The following is a 17,047-nucleotide window of genomic DNA, read 5'->3' on the forward strand; positions in this document are numbered from 1 at the left end:
CCCGGGAATGTGAGCGTTGGTTTGCGCTATTTTATCAGGATATCCCAGGCCGGCCTTGAGTCCGACAGACTCCTAGGAGTCCGCGCCGTAGGAAGAAACCCGGTTGCTTATGCACGGATTCATGGCGGTTCATTATCCAGATGGTCGAGCGGCTGCGGTCGATAGCGTCATGGCCGACAAAGACGGCGTTTCAAGGGGCACGAATGAGCGCGTTGGGGCCCTACTCGAAGACCATCAGCGGTCGCATACGGCGTAGGTTGGTCGCCAGACATACCAAGTCCCATTCACCGGCCGCGCCTTGTTGGCCTCGGATCGAAAATCGGCGGAAGCCCAGCACTTGCTTGATCCAGCCGTTAACGGCTTCGACGATATGTTTGCGTTGACGATAAGTCTCGCGACCGTCCGGCGTGGCGAGCTTGGTCTGCATGCGGTGCGTCGCCGGGTGGCGTTGGCCATCGATTGTGGCGGTTGTCCTGCCTTCGCGCCCCAGGGCAACGTAGGCGTCGATACCGCGGGCTTCCAACTGCGCCAGGTCGGCTTCCTTGCGATAGCCGGCATCGGCCAGAAGCCGTTGCGGGCGCCCACCGAGCGTCTGCTGGGTCTGGTCCAGTACCGGCAACAGCTGACCGCGATCGCTGGCGATGGGCGTCAGCTCATTCGCGATGATGAGTTGAAAGTCGCCGTCCACGGCCAACTGGCCGTTGTAACTGTACTGATAGCCGTGGGCGGTGGGCATAACGCGTGCTTCGGGATCAGTGAGACTGGTCTGGGCCCGGTCCTCGGGCACGCCATAATCTCGCTTGTACGAGGGGCCGCGCCCGCTGGGCGGTCGGCGCCCGTCGTCGGGCCGGCGCCCGCGCGCCTCGTCGGCGGCCTGCTGCTCGGCTTCCAGCCGGGCTTTAGCCTGCTGGATCCGATTCAGACGGGTCTGCTTGTGACGCAGTTCGTCGGGCACTTCATCGCCGCGGGCCTCGGCGCCGTAGCGGGTATCTTCCGCGTCATCCCGATCACGCGCTGTCGTACACAGACCATCGATCTCGGCGCGCAAGGTCTCGGCCTGTTGGGTCAGCCGATCGTAGCTCATGGCTTTATGCTTGCTGGCGTTGGCCCCGACCTTGGTGCCATCGATGGCGACCGTGCCCAGACGGGCCAGGCCGAGCTCGCCGGCCAGTTGCACAACGGTCACGAACAACGCCTTGAAGTCGGTCAGATGCCGCTTGCGAAACGCGCAGATCGTGCGGTGCTGCGGAAAGTTGTCCGCCGCCAGCACACGATAGGCCACGTCATCTTCGAGTTTGGCGGCGATCCGGCGCGAAGAGAACGTGCCCGTGGCGTAGGCGTAGATCAGCACCTTGAGCATCATGCGGGGCTCGTAGGGCTGCTTGCGCCGGCCGTCACCGGCATACGGCGCGTAGAATGCGCTCAGATCCAGCGTGTCGATCAGTTCGCTGATGAAATACGCCAGATGATCGGCCGGCAGCCAGTCATGCAGACTCGGGGCCAGTAATAAATCCTGATCTGGTGCGTAAGAGCGAAACGTGGTCGGCATGGCTTGGCTCTCCAGCTTTGCTTGGCGCTATTGTCTCAGAGACACGTTTCTACGGCGCAGACTCCTAGGACTCCCGGACAAGTCCAATCGGAGATACTGACCGTCCAGCTGCCAGGGGGGCTCCCAAAAATAGTGCGTTTAAATGACGGATTACTGGTTCAAGTACCGATAAAACCCTGTAATAACAGAAAGCCCGGAATCCATCCAGTCACGATGCCGCAGGCAATCGATAAGTTTCCCACAGGCCTCATAATTGCCTTCTTCATAGTCAATAGCAGAAAGAAACAGAACCAAAGAATCGCCCAGGCCGACCAATTAAACGCGTTCCAGATTCCGAAAACACCGCTTGCATTAGATACCGCCTCCGCGGCTACAACTAAAGCCGTTAGGCTAACGAACAGGCAGAACCAACCTAAGCCCTGGCCGTCCGCCCCAAGGAACTGGTTAGCAGCTACCCATAGGTAGGTAAACGCGAACAGAAGAGTAAGTGCCGCTGCCTTGATTGTCGTCGCGTCTCCTGATCCGCCACTTATTATTAAGTACAGTGCTACGAAAACACTGAGGAACCCAACGAATATATTGATAACCGTTATTTCTTTATCACCTATACCACCTCGAAGCCATATTCCGTTCAGAAGAAGAACCGCACCAACGTAAAATAATGTAAGTCCAAACATTGATTTCTCCTCATCATATTTTATCTATTTTTTTATTGGCTATACCAACGACATGATTTCGTTCGCTATGTCGCTAATCTTTCTCCTGCTTTTCATCGCCTTCTGAGAGAGATATTCATGTGCCTGCGCTTCGGTCATACTCTTCTGTGTCATAAGCAACACTTTCGCTCTATTGACCACGGCGCTTGAACGTAGACGTTGCCGATATTTCCCGTTTTCTTTTATCAGCTTGGTACGCTGCAACGTGTTCAATCGCGCCGTTACTAATGTTGGCAACACTTTATTCTCATCAAACGGCTCCATAATTACTCCGTGAGCCTCCAGGTCAATAATTTTTTCTAGAACAGTCGGACTTTCATAGTCCACTACCGCAATAACGGTTAGATCCCCCGCGAAGCTTTCCACAAACCGTTTCAGCGCGTTGTGTTCTCTTTCGTCTACAAGAGCTGTGAACATCACCTGTACGTGACCACATTTGTCTCGCTGTGGAGGAGGCCAACAGTGTTGAACATGACAGCCAATTCTGATCAGATGTAGGACAAGGCGATCGACAAATCCACCTCCAGGAGCTATCACGAGAGAATGAAGTTCTCTTAGACTGCTCAGAATGTCACGGCTAGTCACGCCCCTCACCCTCCGTCATTTCTGCAGTCCAATCTTCAAGTTGATGTACTACAACGTAGGGATCCGGCCGAATCTGCTTTGCGGACCGCCATTTAATTTCAAATTGACCTGTTGAATCAATCATCGCAATACGTGACGACAAGTGCATATGATTGTTTTCACGCTCAAGCCAAACTTCACCTTGCGGTGCGATCAGGCGACTTTCATACATCCGCTGCTTAATATTCTCGACATCACTCGCATCCTCATCAACCAACGCGTGAGCAAGCGATAACGTCTGGTGATATGCAGCCTCGGCCCACGCATTAATTGCTACGTCTTCCGGGAAAAACTCCTTACACGCGATGACGAATCGTTTGCTTTCGGGCGTATCTACTGTAGAAAAATAGGGTGCAACCACGATGTGTCCTTCTGCAACTTCAACGTCCATCCTGGCCACCTCTGCCTCGCTAGTCGTCAAACTTGCAATTCTCGGCCGTTTACCTAACCCACATTTTTCGGCGAGGACTCGATATATATCGGCCGTCGCAGCACCCACTACCGTAGAAAAAACGACATCGGGCTCTAAGGAGATCAGTCGGTCAACGGCCCGGTCGATGGTCTCGGCCGATGGATATAGAGGTATGTAAATCTCATCCAGCACAACACCTCCGTGCTGGCGGTACAGATGCCGCATGACATGGTTACTCTCGCGGGGGTATATATAGTCAGAACCAATAAATGCGACTCGTTCGCCGTATCTGGTTATTAAGTAGGCTGCGAGAGGCGCACTATTTTGGTTAGGGGCAGGCCCTCCGTAAAAAATATTTGGCGAATACTCAAACCCCTCATACAACGTTGGATAACAAAGTAGCGCTTCCGCCCTCTCTATAACGGGCAAAACCGCTTTTCTACTGCTAGACATGTAGCATCCGACGAAGTATTGAATCCCTTCTTGTCTTACTAACTTATCTACAAAGGCTTTGTACCTCTCCTTAGCGCATCCCAAATCCTCGGTGCGTACTGAAATTGGCTCACCGCTAATTTCAACGCTTCGATTAACCTCATTGATAGCCAGGAGCGCGCCATAATATTGTGAGCGCTCAACATCTGCGGTCACACCTGTGTGTGAGAAAAGGAGTGCGATCGTAGAAGCCTGCTCTCTTTGACGACTCATAAGCTTGTCGTTCCTGTCTAACCGGAAATGACTTCGAACCGAACTGCTTGTGCGCCGCTTCGATTATTTGCCTCTGCACGGATGACATGAGGCGTGCTGAGCACGTTGTCCCCAAGCCCTTCCTGAAAAAGAAAACGGGCAAGCGGAATCTCAAATAAGCGTCGAACTGAACGATTAATGCCTCTGGCCCCATAGCGGCTGTCGAATCCGCAGTCGATGATCGCGTCGCGAACCGCGTTTGCCACGATAAGCTGAACATTCTGTTTAGACAGCCTTTCCTGCAATTGCTTAATCCTCTTATCGATGACCAAATGCAATGAGTTTTTCTTGAGAGCGCGAAATACAATAGTCTCGTCTATTCGATTTAGGAATTCGGGCAAAAACCGATCACGCAAAACCCGGTTGACGAATTTGCTACTTGCCGCGGAGCGAGAGGGAACGAACCTCTGGAAAGCCCTAGCCCACAACCCGGTAACCAAACGATCACGCTGCAGTTCGCGTGCCCCGAGATTACTTGTCATAAATATTATTGCGTTTCTGAAATTATAGGACCTTTCGCCAGACGTAAGCGTTAACCAACCGTTATCAAAGATATTCATAAGTGAAAGAATTACGGGATCGCTGGCTTTCTCGACTTCATCGAACAAGACCAATCCCGGCCGACCGCCATTGCCTTCAATTAATTCGTGGGATAGGAGGCTGTGACCTTCTTTGCTTCCAGCATAACCGGGAGGCGCGCCAGTGATCGCAGCTGAATAATGCGCCTGCGACAAAGTGTTCATGTCTATCCGGCAGAAATGCTCCTTAGTACCGTAGATTGCTTGCGAAATAACCCGTATTAACTCGGTCTTACCGACTCCTGTAGGGCCCAGAAACAAGGCAACAAATAGCGGGCGACTGGGGTCGCATATTGGGCTTGATGCAATGTAGAGGATGTCTTCAATTGCCGGCAACACATCCTCCTGACCAAATATGTTCGCGCGAACTTCACTTATAACTTTAGCGGGATCGAACTTTAGCGTTTCGGGCTCGCGCTCGGCTGCTGGACCGAAAGCTCCGGCAGATGAGGCCGATCCGTTGGCACGATCTACGCTATCGTCCAGCATTTCGTTTATAAATGGCATAGGCTTCTTAAACGGGTGAACCGGGGCCAGGTCTGACCCCGGTTATTATTGTATTGCTCAGGCTTCCCGGACTTTGGCTTCGTACGGCAATTCGCCGTATGGGCATTCAGCTGTGCCGGTCGTCGTTCTTGTTAAGGCCTCACTTTGATGGCGGGCCGTTTCAGCTTCTTGGACCCATGTCCGATAGAATTCAAAGGGGCAATTGGCGAGTCCACGAACATCGTCTCCCGAGGCTTGCATCCCCGTGTAGCCGCGGTGCAACATTTTGAAAAGATGATTTTGCGACTGATCGTTCGCGCGAGCATCGCGGATCGCGGATACCGATAGCTGGGCGTACTGAATACCGTTTTCCTCGGTACCGCATTCGCCCAACGTCCGGCCATCAAAGCCGATGATCGACGAATGCCCGAAGTAGGAATAAACCCCGTCGAAGCCCGCCGCGTTGGACACGGCTACGTATGAATTATTCGCCCACGCCATGGTTTTCGACATCATGATCTGCTGTTCCTTTGCCGGGTACATATACCCTTGGGAACGAACTATAAGCTCGGCGCCCTTCATAGCGCAGTCTCGCCAGATCTCGGGATAGTTGCCGTCGTCACATATAATTAAACTGATCTTAAGGCCCTTAGGCCCCTCACAAACGTAGGTGTTATCACCCGGATACCAACCTTCAACTGGGCACCATGGAATAACCTTCCTATATTTCTGTACGATCTCTCCTTTGTTGTTCATCAAAATAAGCGTGTTATACGGGTTTTTATTTGGGTGATCTTCATGTTTTTCGCCCGTTAAGGAAAAAACCCCCCAGGTATTCGCTGCCCGACACGCCTGAGCGAATATTTCTGTTTCGTCGCCTGGGACGGATGCGGCCGTATCGAACATCTCTTTCGGGTCGTACATGATCCCCTGCGTGGAATATTCGGGAAAGACCACCAGGTCCATGCCTGGCAGCCCCACCTTCATACCTTTAATCATCTCGGCGATCTTATTAGCGTTCTCGCGAACTTCTTCGCGGGTATGAAGCCTAGGCATTTTGTAATTCACGACGGCGACGCCGACCGTATCGTTGCTGCTCGAAATATCTCCGTGACGCATAAAAATGCTCCTTTGGTTATTGGTGCGGTGAAGTTCACCACTGGTTTGACTGACTACGGTTGCCTTATCGGTCAAGTAGTCAGCAATTCGCCGATTTTGCGGTCCACAACGGCCGCATCTTCGGAATTAATAGCGGGGCCGCCCGCGAAATGGCCCCAGACCGAGTCGATCGGTACCAGTTCGGCGTTGGGCATGTGCTCCACTTCAAAAGCACTGTCTTCCGGCGGGAAATATAGGTCCGTCGCCCCCGGCATGACGTAGGTCCTGGCCTTGATTGCGGCCAGCGCCGCGGTAAGATCGCCGCGATAGAGCTCGTTATCGCTGATGTCGCCGTGCTGCCAGGTCCAGAGCATGGCGAGCAGGTTGTTGGCATCCTTGGGCAGGAAAAAGCCTTCCCAGAAACCGATCAGGAAATCCTCGAGCGAGGAATAGCCCATGGCCTGGAGGTCGAGTTCCTGGCGATAGAAGGTCTGGGAGAATCCCCAGCCGGCGTATACACGCGCGGCGGCACGCAGACCACGGTTGGGCTTGCCGTCGTACCAGCCTTCATTCCAGGCGGCATCGGCGGTCAGGGCCGCTTTGACGCCTTCAAGAAATACGTAGTTATGACGCGAACACTTCGCCGAGCCGCAGAAAGGCGCGAGCAGATCCATCATGTCCGGGTACATCGCGCCCCAGTGGAAAGTCTGCAGCGCCCCCATTGACCAGCCGGTGACGAGCCGGATGTGCTCGATTCCAAAGCCTTCGGTCAGCAGTTTGTGCTGAGCGCGCACGTTGTCGTAAGCGGTGACCTGTGGGAACCGCGGGCCGTTGTACGGCTCGGGCGTATTGCTCGGCGAAGATGACAGACCGTTGCCGAGCATGTTCGGAATGATGATGAAGTATTTTTCCGGGTCCAGCGCCATGCTGGGGCCGACCAGCCATTCATTGTCGTAGTGTTGGCCCGAATACCAGGTCGGGTAGACAATGACGTTGCTCTTGTCTGCGTTCAGCGTGCCGAAGGTCTTGTAGGCGAGTTTGCAGTCACGCAGCGTGGCGCCGCGCTGCAGGCGCCAGTCGCCGAGGTCGAAAATGGAATAATCCTGACTCATGCTTTGCGTCCTGTCGGTGAATGGGCGCGGTATTCCTCATCGAACGCCGCGCCGACGCGCCACCTGCGGCGGCAACTATTGCGCCGTCAGTGGCTGATCATCCATGGCCGGTGGCCGGTACGGGTTCTGACCCCGCCCGGGTTGGCGGCCTGGGATGGCTTGCCGCAGCCACAGTTCGACGAATGCACATGATTTTTTTCGACCCGAGGACTGTGCGAGCTGCGCTCGTTGGTCGCGTGGGCATGGCGGCGGGCGGCGTCGAGCAAGGCCAGACGGGGCGCAGAGATCATGCGAGTGGCTGACGTACTGCAATCGGGGCAGTCGGCCGGCGCGTTGCGCTCGGCCATGCGCCGGCTGGCAGTGAAGGGACCGCATTTGGGGCAGCGATATTCGTAGAGTGGCATGCCGATCTCCTATCAATCGTAGGCGATGGGCACGTCGACACTGCCGTCGATGTGTTTCGTCGGGCCGTCGCTGCCGGGGTGGATATCGAAATCGAAGATTTCGGACGGGATCCACAGCGTGGCGCAGGAATTCGGGATGTCGACCACGCCGCTGAGGTGCCCCTGTACCGGCGCGACGCCGAGAATCGAGTAGGCCTGGGCGCCCGAATAGCCGAATTTCTTGAGATATTCGATCGCATTGAGACAGGCCTGGCGGTAGGCGACGTTGACGTCCAGATAGTGCTGATGACCCGTCTCGTCCACCGAGATGCCCTCGAAGATCAGATAATCCTGATAGTTCGGGGTGATGGGGCTGGGCTTGAAGATCGGGTTCTTGATGCCGTATTTGGCCATGCCGCCCTTGATCAGCTCGACCTTCATGTGCACCCAGCCGCCGGCCATTTCGATGGCACCGCAGAAGGTGATCTCGCCGTCGCCCTGGCTGAAGTGCAGGTCACCCACGGACAGCCCGCCGCCGTCGACGTAGACCGGGAAGAAGATCTTCGAGCCGCGCGACAGATCCTTGATATCGACGTTGCCGCCATGCTCCCGGGGCGGCACCGTGCGCGCGCCTTCGGCGGCCGCCTTGGCGCGTGCGTCGCCGGTCAGTGCCCCCATATGGGCCGTGGCTGGCGCCGGCGGGTTGGCCAGTGGGGGCACGCGTTCCGGATCGGTCGCGATCAGATCGGCTTCGCGGCTGTTCCAGGTGTCGAGCAGATCCTGGCTCGGCAGGCAGCCGATCAGGCCGGGATGGATCAGGCCGGCAAACTGCACGCCCGGGACATGGCGTGAGGTCGTGTACAGACCGTGGAAGTCCCAGATCGATTTCTGGGCGTGGGGAAAATGGTCGGTGAGAAAGCCGCCGCCGTTCTGCTTCGAGAAGAAGCCATTGAAGCCCCAGGGCGCTTCTTCCTTGGCGCCGATGTCGAGCAGGTCGACCACCAGCAGGTCGCCCGGGGCCGCGCCTTCCACGCCGACTGGGCCCGACAGATAGTGGACCGTGGACAGGTCGACATCGCGGACATCGGAGGCATCGTCGTTATTGGCGATCGCGCCCGAAGTCCAGTCGTAGGTCTCCAGAATGAAATCGTTGCCGGGCTTGACCCAGCAGGCCATCGGGATGTCCGGGTGCCAGCGGTTGTGCACCTGGGGGTTCTCGGTGGCCGGGGTGTCGAGATCGACCTTGATCAGTGTATTACTCATATCCGCCTACCTCTGTCCAGGAGTCTTTGACGCAAAAAAAAAGCCCCCTCGCCGCTAAGTAGCAGCTGGGAGCTTATTTGCCCTATATATTTAGCCGGCTAAAAACTATCGACGCTGACAGTTTTAACCTGATGTGAACTAAGTAATCATGGCTAGCTATCCTAGCGCAACATGTTTTCGACGAAAGTCTCAGTGCTGGGCCACGGTGCATCCGTATTCACAGAGGGGGCTCCTAACAGCCACCTCACGCGAATCCGCTGCCTAAGTTATACAAGCGAGCCAAAGGCGGAATGTTCTCGGGTTCTAACCGGCTCTCTAAAGCCAGAACTGGACAGCCGCCTCTTAGACAATCCGATCGTCTTCCATACCTATCGCATCTTCGCCTGTGACTTCGATATACCCAGCAGCAGACCGAATTGCCAAACGGCTTGGGGTGGCGTACCGCAGACGACGGCGTTTGAGGGATTGGCGCGGCGATGACGAAATTTCCGTGGCAGATACCCCCTTGAATTTTAAGAAACGCCATCGGAATTGCGACCGGAACGTCTGGCCTGATGCCACGACGCGATGAATAGGCGCTCAGGAGAGGATGCTCTGGTTGTCGTGATGACGTCGACCGGCAGAGTTCGTTCGCCAGACGAGGCTCATACAATGATGGTTTCAGCCTTGTGCAGGAGCAGTGCCTGGACCTTCTCGACCGATCCTGTCTGCAATTCCTGGATAGGCGCCCGGCGAGCCCCTGTGGTGTCAGCCAAGGCCGTGTTCGGTGTCGTCAGCCAAGCCCAGGCCCTCGTCGGGATCGCTGAACGACCGCAAGACGGTGTCGAGCCCGGGACAATGCGAGCCGGTTGGTCGCGACGTTTAGCAGCGACCAGCCGGGACCGGGGAAACGTATGGCCACGGTCGCTACGTCGCCCGTATATCAGGCCATCGCGCAGACGGTTGCGCATCGTTTGATCCGAGACCCCGAGCTCGGTGGCGAATTCCTTGGTGGACAGGAACTGATCGTCGAGCGCCGGCTCACGCATCGGTGGCGCCAGCGGCCAGTGATCAGCTCGCCCGGTAGGCGGACCCATCTGCGCATGACACCTCTTCCGCGCGCGGGGAACCGCCCTCTCAAAAACGGTAGCTCGCACGCTCGGCGGGATCCCCTGCGCACCGGATCCCGCCCTGGCGATGGCGATGGCGATGGCGATGGCGGTATCACCATTGGAACAGCATCGCGGGTGGCAAGCCCGACTTGATCTGGCTTCATTCAAGAATTGTTCCAGTCGCGCCCACAGACCACGCGGCGGAAAACTGCTGTAGAAGCGCCGTTCGCTCACGCCGGCTCAAGGCCCGCGTGAACGGCGAGCTGGAGCGCATATCGCACGCATAGTCGGATTCGGCCACCAGCAAGTCGATCAACGCACGCTTGTCGTAGTCCGCGAGCACGCGATCCCATTGCACCAGCCACCAGGCATTAGGGGGCGTATTGGGACGATGGCGGTCCAGAAACGCACGGGCCTTGGCGATCTCGCCCGAGTAGTCGGCTTCCACCTTCTTGGCGATCGCGCGATGCAGGTGGAGGGATTTGGCGAACTCGCGACGCATGGCAGGGCTATCCGGTCAACTGATCTCTTGATTAGTCCCGAAACTCAGCCAGCCTGAGCCGATCTTCGGCCCAAGGTGTCGTGGTGGCGGCGGCGCAGATGAGTCGCGGCAGGATAGCGCGCAGGTCATAGCGACGATTGAAGCGGTACTGGAAGTCGGCCAGATAACGCGATGCGTATTTGGCGAACTTGAAGGCGTGATAGGTGCCGGTGATCGCATTCTTGAGGTTACCCAGCATGATGTTGACCCATCGAAACTCGGGATGGGTGGCCGAGGCCCGGCCGGAGCCGGTGACCAGCGCGAGATGGCTTGCGACTTCCGCGCGCAAGGCACGAAACGCCGGCAGGCCGTCGGAGACGGCCTCGGTCTCGGCGGCCAACGCCTCGTTGGCCCAGTCGGCGATCGCCGCCGAGGTGAAGGGGGCACACTGGATGACCCCTTGATGGGGCTTGCGATCGACCGTGGTCGATACGGCGATCACAAACGGGATCTTGTTGGGTGAACCGCGGCCGCGCTGGCCGGGTTCGGCGGCGCGTTCGCCGCCGAGATAGGCGTCATCGATCTCGACGCGCCCGGATAGCTGGCGGCGCGATTCACGCTCGACCATGACCTGCATCAGTTTCTGCTTGATCCGCCAGGCGGACCGGTAGCTCACCCCGAGCTGGCGCCGAAGCTCCAACGCTGAAACGTTGTTCTTGGCCTGGGTCATCAAGTGCATGGCCAGAAACCATGTCGTCAGGGGCAGCTTGGTCGAGGCGAAGATCGTGCCGGACGTCACCGTGGTCTGATGCCGGCAACGCTGGCACTGCCAATGTGTGCGGTCCGCGCGCTCGAACGTCGTGTGCCGCCGGCACCGACAGGCCGGACAACTAAAGCCTTTCGGCCAGCGCGCGGACGCCACCGCGGCCTCGCACTGGGCTTCAGTGCCGTAGCGCTGCATGAATTCTCGCATCGACAAGCCCGGTTGCATTTGAACCCGATTGATCGCCATGACATCACTCCTGTGCTGTCATGGCCTGATTATCCAGAGCGACTGGGTCATTCCGTGACCCGGCTGAGTTTCGGGACTAATCAAGTCATGGATTGACCTGCCCGTCCTCAACGTAACCCACGATGGTTGAGGACGGGCAGGTCAATCCATGATGTCTAGTGCGTGTATCCAAAGAAAAATTAGCAGAGGCGACCGCCCGCTGTTAATCGGCATCGCTCAGAACGTGCGCCATTCGAGAGCCTCTAACGGAATGTCATTTTCGAGGTCGCCAAACATGCCACCACCGCCCCCATCGGCCGCCGCCGGCGCGGATGCGGGTAACCGAGCTGTGTAAGCCGACACCGCACTCGGTGCGTTCCAGCCTCTACCCAATCTCCGATGACGCAAGCGGTCCCACTCGGGTTGCGTCTCCGCGACGGCGTGAGACAACGAAAGCGAGCGTGATGACCGCCCATCACGGTAGCCGTCACCGGCCGGACTCACTCCGGGCCGATAGCCAGCGCCATCCGCCCGCCGCCTCGGGCTTGTTCCAGAACAACCGCAGGAACACGTGCCATGCGAGACATCACGCCCGGTACTCGGGTGCCGCGCCGAGTCTTGATCACCACCCGAAATCGCTCTTTGAACGACTGGACGAATTGACGGAACACCGGTTGCTGACCACGCTCAGCGTGGTTGCCGCCGCCCTGTATATCGCGATCGCCGAGATCAGCGCCGGGCCCGAGCCAATGGGCGTGCTCCCGGCCCTGTGCCACGTCACGCTCGAAAGGCCGTCCCTCCCCCAGGTGCCGTTCATCGTGCTGGCCCTGCCGTTTCATCCGCTCAGGAAAAAACGCAAGATCGACGCCTGGGCCCGCGCCGGCTGGTACCGCGAAGGCTTCGAGCCGACACACCACGACCTGCGGCAACTGCGCCGCGTCACCCAAGAGGAGATCACCGCCCACCGACAACGCCAGCACGGCTGAAGCCGGACACACCACCGGATACCCATTCAGCGGCGGAGTCCACCCGATGATGAGAACTTCCCGAATCCTGCGTTTTATCGCCACCGGTTGTGGCCTGTTCGCCGGCGTGATCGCCGCCGACCCCTGGCACTGGGGTACGACCGTGACCCTCCCATGCGGCGGTCTGCTGCTGCTGATCGCGATCGGCGTGTTCGTCAGTGCGCGGCTGCGGGAAGACCGGGATTCGCCATGACCGATGATTGTCGTGACTGCTCTCCGCCCTATCGGACAGGGCTTCCCCTTCTCTCAGGCAGCGACCAGCAAGACATACACCATGACGTGATAATCGCAACGCCTTTATTCGCTGCTTTCTCTCGGAGACCACGCCTGGCTTTGGTGCAGCACGCGCAGGATCTCGATCACGTCGCCTGACTGGCGATAGACCGCCAGGTAGGGCGTCTGCACGATGACCCGCTCGCGGATGCCCGGGACCCGACCGCGCCGGCCAATAGGAGGATGCCGCGAGCAAACGATTCACGTGGCCCGTGATGCGCTCGTCGTTTTCGATCGCGGCGGCCGGGTTGTCCAGCGCGATGTACTCGATAATGGCGCAACGGTCGGCCCGCAATGCCGAAAGCTACTGGCGCGGGGGCCCTCCGGCGGTGGCCCAACCGGGCGCGTTATATACAGAACATAAATAGAGAATACCGGCGCCCGACGCCGTGGCGACGAGCAACCGGCGAGGTCATGCGGGCGTGAGCGCGGCGTCAGGAGTGGCTGTTGGCGTCAGAGGTGGCCGCAGTCGCGGCGGGGGCCGTGTTTTGAGCGGACGACAGCGGGACCAACTGGACGTCAAGTTTCTTGGGCGTGTTGTAGCCGTTGGCGCCATCCGCGGCGTCCAGGGCGCCACCCAGGAGGCCGCCAACGAGCACGTTGCCGCCGGTGACTACCGAAACGTGATGCTTGAAGTGCACCATGTAGGGCTGATAGCCGTCGTGCGTGAGCTTGACCGTCTGGTGGGCGTGGCGGCTGATCGTTGCCTTCATCGGCGTCGTGCCGACCTGCTTGCCATCGACGAAGACGGTGGCCTTGGACGGCGTGCTTTTCACCGACACGTCCTGGTGCGTGCCGTGCGTGACGGTCGCGCAACCGGACAGGCCGGCCACAGTGGTCACAATGGCGAGCGAGGCGACGAGGCGGGGCGAAAGTGACATGGGAGTCTCCCTGGTGGTTTATTTACTGCATTGCGCCTAATACGCGGAGCCGGCTTTTGACATCCGACGCCGAGGCGGCATCCTGGATCGCGAGCTCGTTGAAACCGATCGCGACTCTTGTGTGAAACGCCGGCCGCTCCTGGAACGCCCGGCGTTTTTGCTGCAGGGCCCCGCACGCGGTCACCGCAGATCGAGGTCATACTAGGCCCGACTCGTCGGCGTTGCCCGGCCCGCCGTTGGCGAAACGGCGGCGGCCGCGACATGGACGGCCCGGCTTTCGGCGGGTGGCCGGTAACCGCGGCGACGCTTGCGCCTGACAGCCTCATGGGCGGCCTGAAGCGCCTCGCCATACGTCGCGTACCACTGCTCCTGCCGCCGCCCGTCGGTACCGATCCGCCCCCCCCACCAACACACGGTGACCCAGTCGCCGAACAGCGTCGGCTCGACTCCGACCCAGTAGAAGCGCGCCATGCTCTGGGCCAGATCCAGACGCTCCACATAAAACGACATCTCGTTCATGCGTGCCCGGACCCGCCCGGGGTCATGAGTCCGTCGCGGGCCCGGCCGATGGCGGCCGCGTTGCGAGCCGGTCCTGCAGCGCCTCCAGACACTCGAGGGCCTTCTGCTCTCGGGGCTCGGCTGTCTCGGCGGCCGTCATCGCCTTCGACTCCGCGACATCCCGCGCCGCCTCCGCCGCCTGGCGGGCGTCATAGGACCTCGGCAACCGCCTGGAAGCCCGCTTCCGACTCGATGACCAGTTCAATAGGCACATGGCCATCAAGCAGCGGATGTTCCATCGTCAAGAACCGTTGAGCCTTGCATTCGTTTCGAAAGCACTGGTTAGTTTGCGCAAAGATGCGCGCCGCCCGGTAAAGTTTCTCGCTCTCACCGCGCGTGAAATTTTCGCCGCGACGGACCCGGCGCTGATAGGTCCGATCGGCAATGATATAGCGGCGAAAGGTCGCGGCCGGAATACCAAGGGTCCTCGCCACGTGCTCGATCACGTGACGCGGCAATCCGTCCTTGAGTGCGTCGTTCAGATGCAGGTAGGACGCCGGTTGGGTGTCCGGCAGATCCAGTATTTCGCAGATCGTGCTGACTTCGGATTTGAATGCGCGCATTGCATTATGCTGCGAAACGCTATGCATTTTACTATATCACGCCATTTGGCCGCCATCGGCTGAACGTGCACTGGTTCCTGAGCTTGGAGGGTGCAAAGGAAAACATCGAGAACTGGCTCATCGAATACAATGCGGATCGGACCCACAGCTCGCTCGGGAACGTGACGCCCCGCGAGTACTATCTGAGTCACTCACAGGCCTGTTTTTTCCAAGTCTGGCTGCTCAGTTATCGGGGAGGGGGTCACGGTATCTTAAGTCTCGCATTCCATCCTCTGTTGCCATCGGGGTGAAAGGGACAAAACCACATGATCACAACCAAGGCTCGCACCCGCGCAACGAATCTCAGCCATCGGCTATCGGCGCTGCTCGGTTTGTGGCCTTTTCTGCGGCCGCACCGGAGACTAGCCTAGGGCTGGCTGGCAGCGCTGGCACTTTCTTCGGGAGCGAGCCTCTCGCTTCCAGTGGCCGTACGTCACATGATCGACCACGGCTTTTCTGCCGATAGTGCGGCCGCCGTCGACCGGACGTTCGCGGCTCTTTTTCTGGTCGCTCTCGTCTATGCGCTGGCCATGGCGCTGCGTTACTTCTGCATCACGCTGCTGGGTGAGCGTGCGTTGGCCTCACTGCGCCGAGCGCTGTATCACCATCTCATGGTTCTGGACATCGCCTTCTTCGACACCAGCCGTGTCGGCGAACTGATTTCGCGCCTAGGCACAGACGCAGAGCTGGTACAGACGCTGATCGGATCGGGGATATCGACCGCGTTGCGCTCGATCGTCATGCTCGCGGGCGCGAGCGCGGCCATGGTCTGGACCAGTCCGCATCTGGCCGGCCTGACCGCGCTGATCATTCCGGTGGTCATCGTGCCGATCCTCGTCTTCGGGCGTCAGGTACAACGGCTGTCGCGCAGTAGTCAGGACCAACTGGCCGACGCCAGCGCGATCAGTAACGAAACACTCAACGCCGTCGCCACAGTGAAGGCCTACGGTCGCGAGGATCTCGAAGCGGAACGTTATGGGCAGGCCATCGTTCGTGCCCTGGATACCGCGCGTCGGCGCATCGGCATGCGAGCCGCGTTGATCGCCGGCGTCGTGGTACTGGTGTTCGGCGCCATCACCCTTGTGCTCTGGATCGGCGCGCTCAACGTCCTGGGCGGTACGCTCGAAGTCGGCGTGCTGAGCCAGTTCGTGCTGTATGCCGTATTCGCCGCCAGCGCGGTGGGCTCGATCAGCAATGTCTGGGGGTCGGTGCTCCGGGCCGCCGGCGCGATGGGACGTATCGACGATCTGTTTGCCGAGCGTTCACGCATCGTTTCGCCACCCGTGCCGATACCGTTGCCGACGCCTCGGCAGGCGCATATCCGATTCAACCATGTGGCTTTCGCTTATGCGACACGTGCCAGTCAACGCGTGCTTGACGATATCGAGCTGGATATCGCCCCCGCCCAGACCGTAGCGCTGGTCGGACCTTCGGGTGCCGGCAAGAGCACGTTGCTGTCGCTGTTGCTTCGGTTTTACGACCCTGCCGCCGGATCGATCAGCTGGAACGGGATCGACCTGAAGATGTTGTCGGTGGCCGAACTGCGTGAATCGATCGCACTGGTCCCCCAGGAAACCGTTATCTTCGCGGCCAGCGTGGCTGACAATATTCGTCTCGGCCGGCCCGAAGCCAGCGATGCCGAAGTGCGCGCCGCCGCGCGTGCGGCCGAGGCCCATAACTTCATCGAGGCGTTGACCCAAGGCTACGACACGATGATCGGCGAGCGCGGCGTGGGACTGTCCGGTGGCCAGCGGCAACGCCTGGCGATCGCCCGTGCGATCCTGCGCGACGCCCCGCTGCTGTTGCTGGACGAAGCCACCTCGTCACTCGACGCCCAGTCGGAAGCGGCCATTCAACAAGCGCTCGCGCGGCTGGCGGTCGGACGCACCACGTTGGTCATCGCCCATCGCCTGTCTACCGTCCAGCGCGCTGACCGCATCGTGGTCATGGATGAAGGCCGCATCATCGCTCAGGGAACGCATGCCAGTCTGTTGCGCGAAAACGGCCTGTATGCCGAACTGGCGCGACTCCAATTTGCCGCCTGATCGAATCGCCTTGCGCCATATATCCCGGATTGGCCCGAGCCCCTTGGCCCCGACGACTCTCCCCTATATATGGAGTAGCAGCGCGATCCGGAGGGAGTCCAATCACCTGTAACCGTCGCGAAAGACCAAAAGACC

Annotated in this window: 19 protein-coding genes and 1 pseudogene; 4 read left to right on the forward strand and 16 right to left on the reverse strand. The window is 59.0% G+C overall.

Features of this window, described 5'->3' with window-relative positions:
- Window positions 1-220 precede the first annotated feature (220 nt).
- The 12 genes from ACS8YF_RS18130 to ACS8YF_RS18185 form a co-directional block, all read right to left on the reverse strand.
- On the reverse strand, window positions 221-1,549 hold the full coding sequence (locus ACS8YF_RS18130; protein WP_440851520.1) for an IS1182 family transposase: 1,329 nt from the start codon (window positions 1,547-1,549) through the stop codon (window positions 221-223).
- Between the two features lie 158 nt (window positions 1,550-1,707).
- Window positions 1,708-2,226, reverse strand: coding sequence for an AmiS/UreI family transporter (locus ACS8YF_RS18135; protein WP_440851521.1), 519 nt, complete (start codon window positions 2,224-2,226; stop codon window positions 1,708-1,710).
- Between the two features lie 39 nt (window positions 2,227-2,265).
- The gene (locus ACS8YF_RS18140) at window positions 2,266-2,859 is read right to left on the reverse strand and encodes an ANTAR domain-containing response regulator (protein ID WP_440851522.1); all 594 of its coding nucleotides are present in this window, start codon (window positions 2,857-2,859) and stop codon (window positions 2,266-2,268) included.
- Window positions 2,843-4,006, reverse strand: coding sequence for a transporter substrate-binding domain-containing protein (locus tag ACS8YF_RS18145; RefSeq protein WP_440851523.1), 1,164 nt, complete (start codon window positions 4,004-4,006; stop codon window positions 2,843-2,845). The genes ACS8YF_RS18140 and ACS8YF_RS18145 overlap by 17 nt, the downstream gene beginning before the upstream one ends.
- A 17-nt stretch (window positions 4,007-4,023) precedes the next feature.
- The gene (locus tag ACS8YF_RS18150; protein WP_440851524.1) at window positions 4,024-5,112 is read right to left on the reverse strand and encodes an AAA family ATPase; all 1,089 of its coding nucleotides are present in this window, start codon (window positions 5,110-5,112) and stop codon (window positions 4,024-4,026) included.
- A gap of 75 nt (window positions 5,113-5,187) precedes the next feature.
- Window positions 5,188-6,228 carry an aliphatic amidase gene (locus ACS8YF_RS18155; RefSeq protein ID WP_440851538.1) on the reverse strand — a complete coding sequence of 347 codons (1,041 nt, stop codon included), beginning with the start codon at window positions 6,226-6,228 and terminating at the stop codon, window positions 5,188-5,190.
- A 71-nt stretch (window positions 6,229-6,299) separates the two neighbouring features.
- A complete protein-coding gene (locus tag ACS8YF_RS18160; protein WP_440851525.1) occupies window positions 6,300-7,319 on the reverse strand; it encodes an alpha/beta fold hydrolase in 1,020 nt (339 codons plus the stop codon).
- 86 nt (window positions 7,320-7,405) lie between these two features.
- Window positions 7,406-7,723 (reverse strand): FmdB family zinc ribbon protein, encoded by a 318-nt coding sequence (locus ACS8YF_RS18165; RefSeq protein WP_440851526.1) that lies wholly within the window; start codon window positions 7,721-7,723, stop codon window positions 7,406-7,408.
- A gap of 12 nt (window positions 7,724-7,735) precedes the next feature.
- Window positions 7,736-8,965, reverse strand: a complete 1,230-nt coding sequence (fmdA, locus tag ACS8YF_RS18170) for a formamidase (RefSeq protein WP_440851527.1) — start codon at window positions 8,963-8,965, stop codon at window positions 7,736-7,738.
- 644 nt (window positions 8,966-9,609) lie between these two features.
- Complete coding sequence (locus ACS8YF_RS18175; RefSeq protein WP_440851528.1) at window positions 9,610-9,993, reverse strand: hypothetical protein; 384 nt, start codon at window positions 9,991-9,993, stop codon at window positions 9,610-9,612.
- A gap of 223 nt (window positions 9,994-10,216) precedes the next feature.
- Window positions 10,217-10,558 carry a hypothetical protein gene (locus ACS8YF_RS18180; protein ID WP_440851529.1) on the reverse strand — a complete coding sequence of 114 codons (342 nt, stop codon included), beginning with the start codon at window positions 10,556-10,558 and terminating at the stop codon, window positions 10,217-10,219.
- 31 nt (window positions 10,559-10,589) lie between these two features.
- Window positions 10,590-11,549 carry an IS1595 family transposase gene (locus tag ACS8YF_RS18185; protein WP_440851530.1) on the reverse strand — a complete coding sequence of 320 codons (960 nt, stop codon included), beginning with the start codon at window positions 11,547-11,549 and terminating at the stop codon, window positions 10,590-10,592.
- Between the two features lie 443 nt (window positions 11,550-11,992).
- On the opposite strand from ACS8YF_RS18185, the gene ACS8YF_RS18190 reads away from it, so the two are divergent.
- Together ACS8YF_RS18190 and ACS8YF_RS18195 are read left to right on the forward strand one after the other, a co-directional pair.
- On the forward strand, window positions 11,993-12,514 hold the full coding sequence (locus ACS8YF_RS18190) for a hypothetical protein (protein WP_440851531.1): 522 nt from the start codon (window positions 11,993-11,995) through the stop codon (window positions 12,512-12,514).
- 49 nt (window positions 12,515-12,563) lie between these two features.
- Window positions 12,564-12,746 carry a hypothetical protein gene (locus ACS8YF_RS18195; RefSeq protein WP_440851532.1) on the forward strand — a complete coding sequence of 61 codons (183 nt, stop codon included), beginning with the start codon at window positions 12,564-12,566 and terminating at the stop codon, window positions 12,744-12,746.
- Window positions 12,747-12,850: 104 nt separating this feature from the next.
- Here the strand turns inward: ACS8YF_RS18195 and ACS8YF_RS18200 are convergent, their stop codons facing one another.
- The 4 genes from ACS8YF_RS18200 to ACS8YF_RS18215 all read right to left on the reverse strand — a co-directional run bounded on the left by ACS8YF_RS18200 (window position 12,851) and on the right by ACS8YF_RS18215 (window position 14,828).
- Complete coding sequence (locus tag ACS8YF_RS18200) at window positions 12,851-12,958, reverse strand: type II toxin-antitoxin system RelE/ParE family toxin (RefSeq protein WP_440851533.1); 108 nt, start codon at window positions 12,956-12,958, stop codon at window positions 12,851-12,853.
- A gap of 302 nt (window positions 12,959-13,260) precedes the next feature.
- A complete protein-coding gene (locus ACS8YF_RS18205) occupies window positions 13,261-13,707 on the reverse strand; it encodes a PEGA domain-containing protein (RefSeq protein WP_440851534.1) in 447 nt (148 codons plus the stop codon).
- Window positions 13,708-13,908: 201 nt separating this feature from the next.
- Complete coding sequence (locus tag ACS8YF_RS18210; protein WP_440851535.1) at window positions 13,909-14,226, reverse strand: WGR domain-containing protein; 318 nt, start codon at window positions 14,224-14,226, stop codon at window positions 13,909-13,911.
- A 188-nt stretch (window positions 14,227-14,414) separates the two neighbouring features.
- The gene (locus ACS8YF_RS18215; protein ID WP_440851536.1) at window positions 14,415-14,828 is read right to left on the reverse strand and encodes an antitoxin Xre-like helix-turn-helix domain-containing protein; all 414 of its coding nucleotides are present in this window, start codon (window positions 14,826-14,828) and stop codon (window positions 14,415-14,417) included.
- Here ACS8YF_RS18215 and ACS8YF_RS18220 point away from each other — a divergent pair.
- Together ACS8YF_RS18220 and ACS8YF_RS18225 are read left to right on the forward strand one after the other, a co-directional pair.
- Window positions 14,819-15,118, forward strand: coding sequence for an integrase core domain-containing protein (locus ACS8YF_RS18220; RefSeq protein ID WP_440851537.1), 300 nt, complete (start codon window positions 14,819-14,821; stop codon window positions 15,116-15,118). The two genes, ACS8YF_RS18215 and ACS8YF_RS18220, sit on opposite strands and share 10 nt — an antisense overlap.
- 15 nt (window positions 15,119-15,133) lie before the next feature.
- A pseudogene (locus tag ACS8YF_RS18225) lies at window positions 15,134-16,912 on the forward strand (ABC transporter transmembrane domain-containing protein).
- The last annotated feature ends 135 nt before the right edge of the window (window positions 16,913-17,047 follow it).

The organism is Salinisphaera sp. SWV1, assembly GCF_052044155.1.
Classification (GTDB): Bacteria; Pseudomonadota; Gammaproteobacteria; order Nevskiales; family Salinisphaeraceae; genus Salinisphaera.